This window comes from Streptomyces sp. NPDC057249 (genome assembly GCF_042669245.1).
Classification (GTDB): Bacteria; Actinomycetota; Actinomycetes; order Streptomycetales; family Streptomycetaceae; genus Streptomyces.
This window is the reverse complement of record NZ_JBHUXS010000001.1, coordinates 610,789-626,792: the sequence shown is the minus strand read 5'-3', so window position 1 is coordinate 626,792 and position 16,004 is coordinate 610,789. Positions and strand designations below refer to the sequence as shown.

Sequence of the window (16,004 nt, the reverse complement as noted above, 5' to 3'; positions counted from 1 at the left end):
AGCCTGGAGGAGTGATTGACCTTCGCCTGATTCGTGAGGACCCCGACCGTGTTCGCGCCTCCCAGCGCAACCGGGGAGAGGACGTCGCACTCGTCGATGCCCTGCTCTCCGCCGACGAACGGCGCAGGTCGTCCGGGACCGCTTTCGACGAACTCCGCTCCGAGCAGAAATCGCTCGGCAAACTCATTCCCAAGGCCTCGCCCGAGGAGCGCGCCGCACTCCTGACCCGCGCCGAGCAGCTCAAGGCCGACGTCAAGGCGGCCGACGCCGCCCAGGACGAGGCCGAAGCGGAGACCAGAAATCTGCTCCTGAGGCTCGGCAACATCGTCCACCCGGACGTGCCGGTCGGCGGCGAGGAGGACTTCGTCGTCCTGGAGACGCACGGAACGATCCGCGACTTCGGAGCCGAGGGATTCGAGCCCAAGGACCACTTGGCGCTCGGCGAGGCGCTCGGCGCGATCGACATGGAGCGCGGCGCCAAGGTGTCCGGCTCACGCTTCTACTACCTGACGGGCATCGGCGCGCTGCTGGAGCTCGCCCTCGTCAACGCGGCGATCGCCCAGGCCACCGAGGCCGGCTTCACGCCGATGCTGACCCCCACCCTGGTCCGCCCCCGCGCCATGGAGGGCACCGGCTTCCTCGGCCAGGCCGCGGAGGACGTCTACCACCTGGACAAGGACGACCAGTATCTGGTCGGCACCTCCGAGGTACCGCTCGCCGCGTACCACATGGACGAGATCATCGACGCGGAGCAGCTGCCGCTGCGTTACGCCGGCTACTCCTCCTGCTACCGCCGCGAGGCGGGGACGTACGGCAAGGACACCCGCGGCATCTTCCGGGTGCACCAGTTCACCAAGGTCGAGATGTTCTCGTACGTCGACCCGGCGGACGCGGAGGCCGAGCACCTGCGCCTCCTGGACTGGGAGAAGCAGTGGCTCACCGGCCTGGAACTGCCCTTCCAGGTCATCGACGTCGCCAGCGGCGACCTGGGGGCCTCGGCCACCAGGAAGTACGACTGCGAGGCGTGGATCCCGACCCAGGGCAAGTACCGCGAGCTCACGTCGGCGTCCAACTGCGGCGAGTTCCAGGCGCGAAGGCTCTCGGTCCGGATGCGGGAGACCCGCGACGGCAAGAAGGCCATGCGGCCCCTGGCCACGCTGAACGGCACGCTCTGCGCCGTCCCCCGCACCATCGTGGCGATCCTGGAGAACCACCAGCTGGCGGACGGTTCGGTGCGGGTGCCCGAGATGCTCCGCCCCTACCTGGGCGGGCGCGAGATTCTGGAGCCGGTCGCCAAGTGACCTTCCCCTACAAGCTCGTCGCGACCGATCTCGACGGCACCCTGCTGCGCGACGACGAAACCGTCTCCCCCCGGACCCGCGAGGCGCTGAAGGCCGCCGCCGATGCCGGCGCGGCGCACATCGTCGTCACCGGCCGCGCCGTCCCGTGGACCCGGCACATCCTGGACGACCTCGGCTACGAGGGGCTGGCCGTCTGCGCGCAGGGCGCCCAGGTCTACCACGCGGGTGAGCGCAGGCTGTTCACGTCGCTCACCCTGGACCGGCAGCTCGCCGGGCTCGCCCTCTCCAAGGTCGAGGCCGAGGTCGGTCCGCTGGCGCTGGCCGCGAGCCGCGACGGGCTCGACGGCGAGGTGCTGGTCGGGCCGGGCTACCGCGTGCAGGAGGGGCCGCGGCCGGCCGTCTTCGTCCAGGACCCGGCCGAGATGTGGGCCGCGCCGCTGAACAAGGTGTACATACAGCACCCGGATCTGGACGACGACGCACTGGCCAAGGCCGCGCGGGCGGCGGTCGGGAATCTGGTGGACGTGGTCATGGCGGGTCCGGGGGTCGTGGAGATCCTGCCGCTGGGACTGAGCAAGGCCACCGGCCTCTCGCTCGCCGCCCGCCGACTGGGCGTGAAGGCCGCGGACACGATCGCCTTCGGTGACATGCCCAACGACATCCCCATGTTCGCGTGGGCCCGGCACGGCGTGGCCATGGCCAACGCCCACGCCGATCTGAAGGCCGTCGCTCAGGAGACGACCGCGTCGAACGAGGACGACGGGATCGCGGTGGTGCTGGAGCGGCTGCTGCGGCAGCCGTAGACCTCCCGCCCTCTTCGCGCGGCTCAGGGACCGGGGCACCGCCTCGGTCCCTGAGCCTTTTCCATGCCTGCGGGGCGGAATCAGCGCTGGTTGCGCCGGTTCAGCTCCTTCAGATTGCGCGCGAGTGCGTCCATGCGGTCGTCGAGCCGGACGACGTCCTCGGACACCCCGCTGAGCCGCACACTCATGGCGCCGACGACCTGGTGCGTGGCCTCCAGCCTCCGGTCGAGGCTGTCCAGCCGGTGCGACATCCGGCTGAGGACGGGGCCCAGCTCCTGGAGCGCGGTGCCCACGCCGGCCAGGTGGCTCTCGACCCGGGTGACGCGGTGTTCGAGCGACGCGTACCCCGCGCGCAGGTCCCGCTCGGCGTCGAGCAGATACGTACGCACGCATCGGGCGACGTCGCTGTCGCGAAGAAGCATGGCGACGTTGAGCACCGTCCGACGGGTGTAGAGGCGGAGCTGAGTGGCCGCCTGTGGATAACTTTCTCCCTCTTGGCCACCCCATAGCGACAGCATGTCGCTATGGAAGTCACGCAGGTCAGAGCCGCGCAGCACTCGCATCCCGTTCTCGGAGAGCTCGCCCTGATGGCGGTCGGTCAGCCTCCGGACCGCCCTTGTGGATACTTCGAAGTAACGAGCCACATCCCCTGTGCGAACGTGAATCCCGTCCGGGAGCATGACAAGGCACTTCACCTTGTCCAGGGCGTCGACACGCCCCATCTGTTCGACGCGCAGCGCGCGCGATTCAAGTAGAGCGACTTCCGTCGGCATGAGCTGCCTTCCGTTCATGAAAGCTTCGCGGAAATGGACAGCCCTCTCCCCGGGCTTCAGGGGCGGAGGACGCTCACGGTTGCCACTCACTCAAGGAACCGACCGACGAGGGCGCTCCCCCCCGCCGCATCGGCCATCTGCACTTTCACGAACGCTACGACGCCACGGATTCCAGTTGCCTCCACGCACCGAGGACAACGCGCCGATAAACGTACAGTTACGCGTAAGACTGTCCGACATGTGACAACCCCCGGCCGGGGGCCGGGGGTTGTCACATGTCGGACGGCCGTCCACTCACTCCTCGCCGGCCAGCTTCAGCGTGCGCAGCTTCTGCCCCGCGTACCAGGTCGCCGCGACGGTGACCACGGCCAGCAGGACCGTGGCGAGCGGCAGACCCACGTCCGAGGTGATCGCACCGTCGCCGCCGGTCTTCTCCGCCAGCGCCAGCGACCACTGCTGCACGCTGAGCGTGCGCGCGCCCGGCACCAGGCTGCCGAACAGGGCCTCCCACACCAGCGCGTAGACGAGTCCCAGCACGACCGCGTGCCGGCTGACCGTGCCCAGCAGCAGGAACAGCGCGCTGTAGGCGATCGAGGCGACCAGGGCGGCGATGGTGTACGCCACCGCGATCTGCTGCCCGTTGCCGTTGAGGATCAGGCCCGCGATCAGCGTCGGCACCGCCGAGAAGACCATGGTCACCGCGATCGCGACGATCAGCTTGGTGAAGATGATCGTCGGCCGGCTCACCGGCTTGGACAGCAGGTAGACGATCGAACCGTCGTCGATCTCCGGCCCGATGGCGCCCGTACCGGCGATCACGCCGATCAGCGGCACCATGGTCGCGATGGCGAACCCGCCCAGAACGTCCGAGGCCACCTGGTCGTCGGCCCCCGCGAACATCCGTACCGCCACCGCGATGACGATCAGCAGTGCGGGCAGTACGAAGAGGATGGCGGCCCGGCGCCGGCCGAGCAGCGCCCGGTAGGTGAGCCGGGCGACTGTGGGGTCGTACATGACGTCACAGCTCCTTGTCGGCCTCAGGCCGCTACGAGATAGGAAAAGACCGATTCGAGGGACTCGTCGGACGGTGAAACGGTCAGCAGACGGATGCCCTGCTCGCGCGCGACCTTGGGCAACAGCGTGGTGAAGCGACCGAAATCGATCGCTTGGATACGCAAGGCGTTCTCGCTCAGGTCCACTTCGATCCCTGCCGTCGACGGGTCGGCGATGAGCGCGGCGGCCAGGGCCCGGTCGTCGCTCGACCGTACGAGATAGCGGTGCGGGCGGTCCGTCATCAGGCGCCGGATGCGGCGGAAGTCACCGGACGCCGCGTGCCGGCCCGCGACGACGACCTCGATGTGCGAGGCGAGCTGTTCGACCTCTTCGAGGATGTGCGAGGAGAAGAGGACTGTCCGGCCCTCGGCGCCCATCCGCCGCAGCAGGTCCATCAGCTGCATCCGCTGGCGCGGGTCCATCCCGTTGAACGGCTCGTCCAGCAGCAGTACGGACGGGTTGTGGACCAGCGCGGACGCCATCTTCACGCGCTGGCGCATGCCCTTGCTGTACGTCGCGATCTTGCGGTCCTGCGCGTACTCCATCTCGACCGTGGCCAGGGCCGCGGCCGCCTCGGCGGCGCCCAGTCCGTGCAGTTCGGCGTTGGCCACCACGAACTCGCGGCCGGTCAGGAAGTCGTACATCGCCTCGCGCTCCGGGACGATACCGATCTCCCGGTACACGGCCTCGTTGCGCCAGATCGCCTTCCCGTCCAGCGTGACCGTGCCCGTGGACGGTGCGAGAAACCCGGCCATCATGTTGATCAGCGTCGACTTGCCCGCGCCGTTGGGGCCCAGCAGACCGGTGACACCGGGACCCACGGTCATGCTGACGTCGTTGACGGCGACCACGTTGCCGAACCAGCGGGAGGTGTGGTCGATCTCGATGGTGGTCACAGGCCGACCTTCCGGTAGCGGCGCATCAGTACGGCGTACGAGCCGGCGACGAGCGCGAGGACAACGAGCAGGTAGAGGACGCCGGTGCCGGCGCCCGGACCGTTCCCGCCGGGGAAGGCCGAAGTCGCACCGAGGAACGCGGTCTGCACCCCGTCGACCAGCGTGATCGGGGAGAACAGCCCCAGCCACGGCACCGCGCCGTCCGAACCCGTCGACCAGGCGATCTCCTGGATGGTCGAGACCGCCCCGTAGGTAATCATCAGCAGCGCGATGACGGCCGCCACGCCGAAGCCGCGGCGCGGGGTCAGCGCGGCCATCACGAGGCCGAGTCCGGCGAACAGCACGGAGAGCAGAAGCACGGAAACCATCCCCTGGGCGAACCACGCGGTCTGGTCGCCGAAGTCGAACTTCCCCAGCAGCGCGCCGATGTAGAGGATCACGACCGGCGCCCCGGTGAGCACGAAGACCGCGGAGGCCATGGCGGCGAACTTGGCGAGGACGTAGTCGCCGTGCTCGATCGGCCGTGAGAAGTACAGCGGCACGGTCTTGAACCGCAGGTCCCTGGAGACCGCCTGCGGAGCCTGCGCGGCGATGAACAGGCTGATCACGGGCTGCAGGTAGATCGCGAACGACGTGTACTTGATGGGGAGCTTCGTCGTCCCCGGGGTGGCGATGGCGACGGCGACGATGATCGCCGCCACCATGCACATCACGCCGAACAGCAGCATGGGCAGCACCTTGGACTTGGCCGACCGGCCGAGCCCGAAGGAGCCGCGCAGGGTCTGAGAGTACAGCGAGCGGCGGGCGTACGCGCGCCCGAGCCGCGGGCCGTCGTAGGCGCGGTAGCCGATGTTGTGGATCCGGGAGGTCTCGTTCCCGGTCGCGGCGCCGGTCTCAGTGCTCATCGCGTCCGCTCCCCTTCTGCAGTACGGCTCCGGCCGGCACGGCCGCGGGCCGCTCCTCGTCGCTGCGGAACACCTCGGCGATGTGGTGACGGCGCTGTTCCATCCTGACCAGGCCGAGTCCGAGCCCCGCGACGCTGTCGCGCACGAGGTCGTACGTCTCCTCGCCGGTCGCCTCGACCAGCAGGATGTGACCAGCACCGGGCAGCCCCTGGGTGTCCAGCCCGTCGAGACCGACGAGTGTGACGCCCGCCTCGGTGAGGGAACGGCGCAGGGCGCCCGTTCCGTCCGGGTGGGCGTCGCTGTCGGTGACCTCGACCGCAAGGGTCGTGGTCGTCTGGGTGAAGTCACTGGTGGAGCTGGAACGCAGCAGCTTTCCGCCGTCGATGACGACGACGTGGTCGCAGGTCCGCTCCAGCTCGCCGAGCAGGTGCGAGGTGACCAGGACCGAGATGCCGAAGTCGCTGTAGATCCGGCGGATCAGGCCGAGCATCTCGTCGCGGCCCACCGGGTCGAGCCCGTTGGTCGGCTCGTCGAGCAGCACCAGCTGAGGGTCGTGCACCAGCGCCTGGGCCAGCTTCACCCGCTGCTTCATGCCCGTCGAGTAGCCGCCGATGGGTCGGTAGCGCTCCTCGTACAGGCCGACGTGGCGCAGGGTGTCCGCCGTGCGTTCACGGGCGGCGGTCGGTGGCAGTCCGGACATGCGCGCCATATGGACGACGAACTCGGTGGCCGAGACGTCGGGCGGCAGGCAGTCGTGCTCCGGCATGTAGCCGACCCGCTCGCGGATGGCGGGACCGCTGGTCGAGACGTCGAGCCCGAGCACGGCGGCCCTGCCCTCGGTCGCGGGGGACAGCCCCAGCAGGATCTTGATCAGCGTGGACTTGCCGGCCCCGTTGGCGCCCACCAGCCCGGTCACACCCGGGCCGATGTCCAGGGTGAGCCGGTCAAGCGCGGTCACCCGGGGGAACCGTTTACTCAGGCCTTCGGCAGCGATGACATTCACGGATACGACGGTAGTGGCGCGGACCACAGCAGTCGTCAGACCTGACGGCTGGATCGGCGTCAGACTCGAGTTGTAGGGAGCCCGTAAGGGGCCCTCACTGAGGACCACTCGACCCCCGGCCGAAACCCGTCATGGCCTGCACGGAGAGTTGTCCACAGGCCGCGCACACCCCTTGACGCAGCCGCCGGTCATTGTCACATTCATCAATGTCACGTTACGAGCACGTACCGCACACAGCAGCGAACGGACGGTGGCATGGCGTCACGAGGGAAGAGCGAACGGCCCGCGGTCGAGGGGCGGTCCGCGGGGAACAGCGGTCCACGGCTGCGTGATCTGCCGGGCGCGCGCGAGCGCCGGGTGGCCACGGGTGGGATCGAGCTGTGCGTGGTCGAACTGGGGGACCCGGAGCGGCCGACGATCGTGCTGGTGCACGGCTACCCGGACAGCAAGGAGGTCTGGACGCAGGTCGCCGCCCGGCTCGCCGACGCATGGCACGTCGTGCTGTACGACGTGCGCGGGCACGGCGAATCGACGGCTCCGAAGCCCTTGCGCGGCGGTTTCACGCTGGAGAAGCTGACCGACGACTTCCTGGCCGTGGCCGATGCGGTGAGTCCGGACCGTCCCGTGCACGTGGTGGGACACGACTGGGGTTCGGTCCAGTCCTGGGAGTTCGCGACGGTCCGCCGTACGGAGGGCCGGATCGCGTCCTTCACCTCGATGTCCGGCCCTTCCCTGGACCACTTCGGGCACTGGATCAAGCGCCGGGTGAACCGGCCCACCCCACGCCGGGTGGGCCAGCTCCTCGGACAGGGCGCCAAGTCCTGGTACGTCTACATGCTGCACACCCCGGTTCTGCCCGAGCTGGCCTGGCGCGGGCCGCTCGGCAAGCGGTGGCCGGGCATCCTGGAGCGGCTGGAGAAGGTGCCCCCGGGCGGCTACCCGACGCCGTCGCTGCCGAACGACGCGGCGCACGGGGCCTGGCTCTACCGGGACAACGTCCGCTCCCGGCTGCGCAGGCCGCGTACCGACGCGTACGCGCACGTCCCGGTGCAGCTGATCACGCCGACCGGGGACGTGTTCCTGTCGGAACAGCTCTACGACGACCTGGAGTCCTGGGTACCGCGGCTGACCCGCCGCTCGCTTCCGGCCAAGCACTGGGTGCCGCGCACCCGCCCGGACCAGCTGGCCTCGTGGGTCGGCGAGTTCGTGACGGCCGTCGAGTCGGCCCGGGCGGGCGGCGCTCCGGTGGAGTCCCCCGCGAGTGGACCGTACGCGGAGTGGTTCGGCGGCCGGCTCGTGCTGGTGACGGGTGCTGCGGGCGGCATAGGGCGCGCCACGGCGCTGGCCTTCGCGGAGGCGGGGGCCAGGGTGGTGGCCGTCGACCGCGACGCCGAAGGCGCCGAGCGGACTGCGGAGTCAGCCCGGGCGGCAGGAGCTCCGGAAGCCTGGGCCGAGGCGGTGGACGTCAGCGACGAGCAGGCCATGGAGAAACTTGCCGCGCGGGTGGCCGATGCGTACGGCGTGGTCGATGTCCTGGTCAACAACGCGGGCATCGGGCTGTCGGGGCCGTTCCTGGAGACGACGTCCGAGGACTGGCGGAACGTCCTGGACGTGAACCTGTGGGGGGTCATCCACGGCTGCCGGCTCTTCGGGCGGCAGATGGCGGAGCGCGGCCAGGGCGGCCACATCGTCAACACCGCGTCAGCGGCGGCCTTCCAGCCGTCCCGCGCCCTCCCCGCGTACAGCACGTCCAAGGCCGCCGTGCTGATGCTCAGTGAGTGTCTGCGGGCCGAGCTCGCCGAGAAGTCGATCGGGGTCAGCGCGATCTGCCCCGGGATCGTCAACACCGGTATCACCGACACCGCGCGGTTCGTCGGGACGGACCCGGCGGAGGAACAGCGACTGCGGAAGCGTGCCGGCAAGCTCTACGGCGCGCGCAACTATCCGCCGGAGAAGGTGGCGGAGGCGGTTCTCCGTGCCGTCGTGCGCAATCAGGCCGTCGTCCCGGTGACGCCGGAGTCCCACGCCGTACGCTTCCTGTCCCGCGTCGGCCCCGGCGTACTGCGGGGCATCGCCCGGCTGAAGCCGCCGCTGTGAGCCGGGCGGGGCGGGCGGGAAGCGCCGAGGGCGAACGCGGGCCGGTGGCCGGGCCGTTGGCGCGCGAGTACCGGATCGAGGACCTGGCACACGTCAGCGGCGCCACGGTCCGGACGATCAGGAGCTATCAGGACCGCGGCCTGCTGCCCGCCCCGGAGCGGCGAGGCCGGGCCAATGTGTACGGACCCGCCCATCTCGCCCGCCTCCGGCAGATCGCCGATCTGCTGGACCGGGGCTACACGCTGGCCAGCATCAAGGAGTTGCTCGATGCCTGGGACACGGGCCGTGGGCTGGGGGGTGTGCTGGGGCTCGTCGCCGAGGTGCACGGCCCGTGGACCGACGAGCGAGCGGGCCGCATCACCCGCGCCCAACTGGCGGCGAAGTTCGGGGGAGAGACCGATGACCGGGCCATCGACGAGGCGGTCGAGCTCGGTGTGCTCGAACGACTTCCGGGGACGAACGACGAGTTCGGCGTCCCCAGCCCTCAGGAACTCGCCGTGGCAGCCGAGTTGCACGGCGCCGGCGTGCCGCTGTCCGCTATCGCGGCGCAGCTGCGAGAACTTCGCGGCCAGGTCGAGCGAATAGCCTGCCGCTTCCTGGAGTTCACGACCGAGCACGTCTTCGCCCGCTATCTGGGCCATCGGCCCCCGACCGACGCGGACGCGGACGACGCGGCGTCGATGGTGCGGCGCCTGAGGCCGCTCGCCCAGCAGACCGTGGACGTGGAACTCGCTCGGGCGATGCGGATGTTCGCGACGCGGCACTTGGAATTCCACCTGGCCGCCGACGTGGCCGGCGAAGCCGCAGCCGCCGCCCGCGACGAGGCCCCCGTAAGGCTGCCGGCCTCGACGATCGGCGCGGTGGAAAGGCTGGTTGGAGCCGGTGATGTGGGCGCCTTCATCGCTGCTGCGGCCGAACGGGAGGTGAACAAGAGGACGTTGGACTCACTGGCCTCACCGAGCCGCGGAACCTGACAAGTTACTCAAAGCGCCCATTCGGGACGGCCATTGTCCACAGAGTCGTCAATTTACCTGTGGATAAGTCGAACTGACTGTGGATCAAACCTCGGGATCCGCATTCGTTCCGGTGAAGCGCGGGCAAAATGCGGATGCACCGAGGAGGTGTCAGCGGCACGCTGAAGGGATGGACGAAAGACGCACCGTCAAGGTGTCCAAGTACCTCTCCAAACATCTGCGGCACCAGCCCGAACGGATCGGGCTCACGCTCGACGCCCACGGCTGGGTGCCGATCGAGGAGCTGCTGAGCGCGGCGGCCCGCCACCATTTTCCGATCAGCAGGGCGGAGCTCGACCATGTGGTCGCCTCGAACGACAAGCAACGCTTCGCCGTGGTCGCCGGTCGCATCCGGGCGAGCCAGGGCCATACCGTGGCCGTGGACCTGGGGCTGCCGCCGGCCGAACCGCCGGCGTACCTCTACCACGGTACGGTCGGCCGGTCTCTGGACGCGATCCGTGCCGAAGGGCTGCGCCCCATGAACCGGACCCACGTCCATCTCTCACCCGACCGCGAGACCGCTACCCGCGTGGGGGCCCGGCGGGGGCGCCCCGTCGTGCTGTCCGTGGACGCGGGCGCCATGCACCGCGCGGGCCACACGTTCTGGGTCAGCGCCAACGGGGTGTGGCTCACGGATGCCGTGCCCGCCGAGTTCCTGCGCCTGCCGGGCTGAGCCGGGGCCCGAGAGCGTACGGACCCCGGGCCCGCCGTCAGCCGGCCAGCTGGGCCGCGCCCCGCGTCGCGATCTCCTCGAACAACTTCTCGTCCGGCACCGCCGCGTCGAACCCCGGCCCGTCGGCGGGCACCGGCGCGTGGATGACGATCTCCGTGAACCCCAGCTCCGCATGCCTGCCCGCGAAGTCCACGAACGCGTCGACGGAGTCGAAGGGCCGGCCCCCGCCCGCGGCGAGGCCCCGGTTGAACTCCGGCGTGAATCCGGTGAGCAGGACCTTCTCCAGCTCGGCCACATCCCTCCCGGCCTCCGCGCATGCGCGCCCCAGCCCGTCCACCTGCCGCCCCAGAGCCTCGACCGACTGCGCACCGCTGCCCGCCTCGTACAGCTTCGGGTCGCCCGTGGTCACCCACGCCTGCCCGTGGCGTGCGGCCAGCGCCAGGCCGCGCGGGCCCGTGGCGGCCACGGCGAAGGGCACGCGGGGCCGCTGCACACAGCCGGGCAGGTTCCGCGCCTCGGTGGCCGCGTAGAACTCCCCCTCGTACGACGTGTCGGACGGCTCGCGCAACAGGGCGTCCAGCAGCGTGACGAACTCCCCGAAGCGGTCGGCGCGCTGCCGCGGCGTCCACGGGGCCTCGCCGCTCCGCAGCAGGGTCGTCGCGTCGAAGCCGTTGCCGCCCGCGCCGATGCCCAGCGTGATCCGGCCCGCCGAGATGTCGTCGAGCGAGATCAGTTCCTTGGCCAGGGTGACCGGGTGGCGGAAGTTCGGCGAGCCCAAGCCTTGCTCATACCATCGGTGCCATGCCCCGCCCCAAGCACCGAGAGCCGACCATCACCCCAGGTGAACCGGCCGCCCTGTACTGCCGAATATCCCAGGCCGACGATGACGACCAGACCGGCGTCGACCGGCAGGAACGTATCTGCCGGGAGATCGCCGAACGCCGTGGCCTGGCCATCGACCCCGCCCACGTCTTCGTCGACAACAGCCGCTCCGCCTGGCGCCGCGACCGCAAGCGACCCGGCTGGGACCAGCTCCTCGAACACGCCCGGCGTCGCGAGTTCCGGCACATCATCGCGTACCACCCCGACCGGCTCATGCGGCAGCCGCGCGACCTGGAGGAACTGCTCCAGGTCTCCGACGAGCAGGAGATCGTGCTGCACGGCGAGGCGAACCGCCGGAACCTCTCCGACCCCGACGACCGCTTCATCCTCCGCATCGAGGTCGCCCACGCCTGCCGCTCCTCCGACGACACCTCCCGCCGCCTGAAGTCCGCACTCGCGGAGCGCGCCGAGACCGGCATGCCGCACTCGGGCAAGCGGCGGTTCGGGTACGAGCCCGACGGCATGACCGTCAGGGAGGACGAGGCCGAGATCGTCCGCGAGGTCTTCGACCGCTACCTCAAGGGCCAGAGCCCGGTCGCCATCGCCTTGGTCCTCCACAAACGCGGCATCCGGACCGTGTATGGCAAGGAGTGGACCCAGGGCACCGTCCGGGCGCTGCTCGACTCCCGCCACGTCGCCGGCATCCGCATGCACCAGGGCGAGGAGGTCGGCGCTGGGAAGTGGCCCGCCATCATCGACGCCGGCACCTGGGCCGAGGTCCGCGCCCGCCGCGAGTACCGGTCCGCGATCCACCAGACCAACCTGGAACTGCGCCGCTTCTACCTGCTGCGCGGCCTGGTCATGTGCAAGCGCTGCGGCACCCTCATGTCCGGCACCAAGGTCGGGGCGGTGCCCTCGTACCTGTGCACGCGCAAGAGCCGTAACGACGAGAAGAAGTGCGTCCGCCGCATCGCCGCCGTGAAGCTGGAGGAGTTCGTCACCGAGGCCGCGATCGACCTGCTCGGCCGCCTCACCGTCTCCGGCCGGCTCTCCTCCGCCACACCCACGAACGCCCTGACCGAGGCGGTGGAGGCGGACCAGCGGCAGCTCGCCGAACTCAACCAGATGTGGACCGCCAAGGAGATCTCCACGGCGGAGTACCGGGCGATGCGCAAGGGCATCACCGACCGGATCGCCAAGGCCCAGAAGCGGATGGTCGTACGTCCGGTGAAGCTGCTCGACGGACTTACGGGTCCGGGGGCCAGGGCGGCCTGGGAGGCCGACGAGATGACGGACGAGCGGCGCAACGCGGTGCTCCGCTTCCTCTTCTCCGGCGTGGTCATCGACGCCTCCGGCAAGCCGAGCGGGGTCTTCGACTGGGACCGCATCGACATCGAACAGAACCAGCTCTGAGGGCCGGCCAGGCTCGGGCGGGGGCGGATTATCCACGAGATCGCCGGTTCACCCAACCGGCGATCCTCCGGAAACTTATGGGCGTCGCGTTCGGACGGCCTGCCAGTCGGTCATGAGCGCGGCACGCGCGGCCCCAGGTGTTGGAGCACCTGGACGCAGCGCGATGCAAGCGACCGCCCGACGACCTCATGCGGTGCGGGGACTGCCATCCCCGCACCGGCCGCAAGGAGCTGCCCATGCGCCCGCCACCCCAGGCGACCCCAGCACCGACGACCGCCACCACGACCCGAACCGCACGACACGAGGAAGCCCGAGCCCAGGCCCTGCGGCGTGTCTGCGCCGGCTTCACCACGACGATCAGCCCTCACAGCGCGGCACGGCTGGCCGACCTGATGACCGCGTCGCGATACGAGAAGGCTGCCTGAGCCACCACGCAGAGAAGCGGCCCCGGTGTTGGAGCACCAAGGCCGCTGCTACTCCCAAGACGACCGCCCAAAACGATCTACACGGTGCCGGGACCTGCCAGTCCGTATCGGCCCGAGACAAGGAAGCTCAGTGCCCCAGGGTACGACCCCGCAGTGGCAAGCACCATCCGCTCACTCCCGCACCGGCCCGCAGGACGCGATCGGCGTCACGGCCCCCCAGCCCCACGACACCGACGCCGAGGCCGCCGTGCTCGGGGCCTGCATGTTCCACAGCTCGGCCATCGACGAGGTCCGGCAGGCGCTGGAACCGGGCGACTTCTTCCGGCCCGCGCACACCACGATCTGGCACGCCTTGCTGGAGCTGCGCAGGCGGGAAGCGCCGACCGACGCGGTCGCGCTGTCGCACCAGCTGAAGACCACCGGCGACCTCACGCGCGTGGGCGGCTCCCCATACCTGCATTCCCTTGCAGCCTCGGCGACCGTGGGTTCAGGTGCCACGTACTACGCGGACATCATCCGCAGCCACGCCGACCTGCGTGCCCTGCAGTCCACGGCGCTGCGCGTGCTCCAAGGCGCCACCGCGCCGGGAGCCGACCCGGCGGAGGTACGGAGCCTGCTGGCGGCATCGCTGAGCGAGGCCGCCGACCGAGCCCGCCACAGCTCGGGCGGGCGACTCCAGCGGTACGCCGTGGACGGCTGGTCCTTCGTCACCGACACCCCCACCACCACCGAACCCGTGTGGGGGACGCCGGGAAAAGCGGCCTGGGCATCGGGTGAAAGCCTGATGCTCGTCGGGCCACCCGGCGTCGGAAAATCGACGATCGCGCAGCAGATCGTCCTCGCCCGCCTCGGCCTGCTCGCCCAGGTCCTGGACATGCCCGTACGGGAGGGCGAGAAGGTCCTCTACATCGCAGCGGACCGGCCCAGCCAGCTCGCCCGCGCCTTCACCCGGGTCGTGCACCAGGCCGACCGGGACATCCTGGGTCGGCGCCTGGTCTTCTGGTCGGGACCACTGCCCGCCTCGCTCAACACCGAGCCTCAGCTCCTCGCCGAGCTGGCCGCCGAGCACGGGGCGGACACCGTGGTGATCGACAGCCTCAAGGACGTGGTCGGCAAGCTCACCGACGACGAGGCCGGCCTCGCGTACAACAACGCCCGCCAGCAGCTCCTGCGCGACGGCGTCGAGCTTCTCGAACTGCACCACCAGCGCAAGCAGGGCCCCGACGCCTCGCGCACCCAGCGCCCTGTCCTCGACCAGGTCTACGGTTCAGCCTGGTTCACCGCGGGCGCGGGAAGCGTTCTGTTCCTCAGCGGCGCGGCCGGGGACCCGGTGGTCCACCTCCATCATCTCAAGACCATCAACGACGAGATCGGCCCGCTACCGGTCATCCACGACCACCCCCGTGGCACGTCGCGCGTCGACACGAGCCTCGACCCGCTGACCCTCCTGCGGCAGGCGGGCGCGAAGGGGCTCACCGCTCGTCAGCTCGCCACGCAGATCACCGGTGAGGACAAACCCGTCGCGGCGGACATCGCCAGGGCGCGGCGTCGCCTGGAGAACCTCACCAAGAGCGGGCTCGCCGCCCAGGAGACCGGCGCCGGCGGCGGCACCGGGGGCGGCCAAGCAACCCGATGGAAGGCCGCCACCCGCCACATGACCGCCGTTTCCTGACCGGCGGACCCGTACGCGGTGCCGTACGCGCCCCGACCCGCCGAGGGCGTGTACGCACCGCCTCCGCCGCGTACGAGTCTCGGGAAACCGCAGATCAGACGCTTACGCGCCATCGAACGGCGCATTCACACCCTGGGCGCGTACGCGCTGCCCCCTCCTTGGAGAGGGGGCAGCGTAGACGCCTCCGCCCTCACAACCCGTGGAGAACACCCTTGCTCGTCACCGCATCCCCGGCCGACACCACCGCAGCGCTTGTCGCCACTGCGAGGGGAGCGCGGGCATGACCAAGCAGAGCACCGAGCGATACGCGCTCGCGGCGGCCGGAGGGGTCATCGTCGCCCTTACCATCGGCGCCTTCTGGCTCTCCTACGCGCACCTCGCCGATGTCGCAGGGCAGCATGGGCTCGGCGGCTTCCCCGCGCGACGATGGACGTGGCCTGCCACCCTGGACGCCTTCATCATCGCGGGCGAGCTGCTCATGCTCCGTGCGGGTCTGCGCCAGGTGACCGACCGATGGGCCATCGCCATCACCACCGTCGGGTCGGTCAGTTCCATAGCGCTCAACGTGGCGGGCGTGAGCGGAGCCGACGCTTCCCGCACTGCGCACTGGCTCGACTACGTCGTCGCCGCGGTCCCGCCAAGCGCCGCCCTCCTCGCCTTCGGCGTCCTGATGCGGCAACTCCACCAGCTCGTCGCCGAGCCCGCCGACCGTCCGGTTCCTGTTCCCGATCAGGTCCCTGATCCGGTGGCCGGTAGTTCCGTTCAGCGACCGGAACCCCAACGAACAGTTCCGCAGAACAAGGCACGCGGTGGTCGACCGCCCGGCGCCACTCTCGACGAACTGGTTGAGATAGGCCGCATCGCCGTCGCCGAGAAGAAGAGCCTCACACGGGCGATCGTCCAGCAGGCCATACGGGACAAGGGCCTTTCGGTCAGCGGCAAACGACTGACCGAAGTGATGAACACCCTTCGGCCCGAGTTCGACACCAAGGCCGGCTCCATCCCGACCGGCAGCTGACGATCCTCGTGGCCGACCGGAGCCTCAAGCCCCGTCCCGAAGGCCCGCAGTCCGAGCCCCGGCCAGCTCCTCACCCCCCTCACGGAGAAACCGATCGTGATGCACGACCGCCACCCCATCGACACCCTCGGCGCGCG

At 70.2% G+C, this 16,004-nt stretch carries 14 protein-coding genes; 8 read left to right on the top strand and 6 right to left on the bottom strand.

Annotation, left to right across the window (positions count from 1 at the left end; all coding sequences use genetic code 11):
- Positions 1-11 precede the first annotated feature (11 nt).
- The gene (gene serS / locus ACFUJY_RS02975) at positions 12-1,301 is read left to right on the top strand and encodes a serine--tRNA ligase (protein ID WP_383293521.1); all 1,290 of its coding nucleotides are present in this window, start codon (positions 12-14) and stop codon (positions 1,299-1,301) included.
- Complete coding sequence (locus ACFUJY_RS02970) at positions 1,298-2,104, top strand: HAD family hydrolase (protein ID WP_383293517.1); 807 nt, start codon at positions 1,298-1,300, stop codon at positions 2,102-2,104. Before serS ends, ACFUJY_RS02970 begins: the two co-directional genes overlap by 4 nt.
- Before the next feature lie 80 nt (positions 2,105-2,184).
- Here the strand turns inward: ACFUJY_RS02970 and ACFUJY_RS02965 are convergent, their stop codons facing one another.
- From ACFUJY_RS02965 to ACFUJY_RS02945, 5 genes are all read right to left on the bottom strand, one after another.
- Complete coding sequence (locus ACFUJY_RS02965; protein WP_383293515.1) at positions 2,185-2,877, bottom strand: hypothetical protein; 693 nt, start codon at positions 2,875-2,877, stop codon at positions 2,185-2,187.
- Between the two features lie 294 nt (positions 2,878-3,171).
- On the bottom strand, positions 3,172-3,891 hold the full coding sequence (locus ACFUJY_RS02960; protein ID WP_383293512.1) for an ABC transporter permease: 720 nt from the start codon (positions 3,889-3,891) through the stop codon (positions 3,172-3,174).
- A 23-nt stretch (positions 3,892-3,914) separates the two neighbouring features.
- On the bottom strand, positions 3,915-4,826 hold the full coding sequence (locus ACFUJY_RS02955; protein WP_383293509.1) for an ABC transporter ATP-binding protein: 912 nt from the start codon (positions 4,824-4,826) through the stop codon (positions 3,915-3,917).
- Complete coding sequence (locus tag ACFUJY_RS02950; RefSeq protein WP_383293506.1) at positions 4,823-5,731, bottom strand: ABC transporter permease; 909 nt, start codon at positions 5,729-5,731, stop codon at positions 4,823-4,825. Before ACFUJY_RS02950 ends, ACFUJY_RS02955 begins: the two co-directional genes overlap by 4 nt.
- Positions 5,721-6,689: an ABC transporter ATP-binding protein gene (locus tag ACFUJY_RS02945; protein ID WP_383293503.1), complete on the bottom strand. Its 969-nt coding sequence runs from the start codon at positions 6,687-6,689 to the stop codon at positions 5,721-5,723. The genes ACFUJY_RS02950 and ACFUJY_RS02945 overlap by 11 nt, the downstream gene beginning before the upstream one ends.
- Positions 6,690-7,058: 369 nt before the next feature.
- Between ACFUJY_RS02945 and ACFUJY_RS02940 the strand changes: the two genes are divergently transcribed.
- The 3 genes from ACFUJY_RS02940 (at position 7,059) to ACFUJY_RS02930 (ending at position 10,517) form a co-directional block, all read left to right on the top strand.
- Entirely contained in the window at positions 7,059-8,831 is a 1,773-nt protein-coding gene (locus ACFUJY_RS02940; protein WP_383293900.1) for an SDR family oxidoreductase, read from the top strand.
- 44 nt (positions 8,832-8,875) lie between these two features.
- Positions 8,876-9,805, top strand: coding sequence for a MerR family transcriptional regulator (locus ACFUJY_RS02935; protein ID WP_383293897.1), 930 nt, complete (start codon positions 8,876-8,878; stop codon positions 9,803-9,805).
- A 169-nt stretch (positions 9,806-9,974) separates the two neighbouring features.
- Positions 9,975-10,517: an RNA 2'-phosphotransferase gene (locus tag ACFUJY_RS02930; protein WP_383293500.1), complete on the top strand. Its 543-nt coding sequence runs from the start codon at positions 9,975-9,977 to the stop codon at positions 10,515-10,517.
- Between the two features lie 37 nt (positions 10,518-10,554).
- Here the strand turns inward: ACFUJY_RS02930 and ACFUJY_RS02925 are convergent, their stop codons facing one another.
- On the bottom strand, positions 10,555-11,295 hold the full coding sequence (locus ACFUJY_RS02925; protein ID WP_383293498.1) for an LLM class flavin-dependent oxidoreductase: 741 nt from the start codon (positions 11,293-11,295) through the stop codon (positions 10,555-10,557).
- A 23-nt stretch (positions 11,296-11,318) separates the two neighbouring features.
- On the opposite strand from ACFUJY_RS02925, the gene ACFUJY_RS02920 reads away from it, so the two are divergent.
- From ACFUJY_RS02920 to ACFUJY_RS02910, 3 genes are all read left to right on the top strand, one after another.
- The gene (locus ACFUJY_RS02920) at positions 11,319-12,752 is read left to right on the top strand and encodes a recombinase family protein (RefSeq protein ID WP_383293495.1); all 1,434 of its coding nucleotides are present in this window, start codon (positions 11,319-11,321) and stop codon (positions 12,750-12,752) included.
- A 555-nt stretch (positions 12,753-13,307) separates the two neighbouring features.
- Positions 13,308-14,849 (top strand): DnaB-like helicase N-terminal domain-containing protein, encoded by a 1,542-nt coding sequence (locus ACFUJY_RS02915; protein WP_383293493.1) that lies wholly within the window; start codon positions 13,308-13,310, stop codon positions 14,847-14,849.
- Between the two features lie 280 nt (positions 14,850-15,129).
- Complete coding sequence (locus tag ACFUJY_RS02910) at positions 15,130-15,867, top strand: DUF2637 domain-containing protein (protein ID WP_383293490.1); 738 nt, start codon at positions 15,130-15,132, stop codon at positions 15,865-15,867.
- The last annotated feature ends 137 nt before the right edge of the window (positions 15,868-16,004 follow it).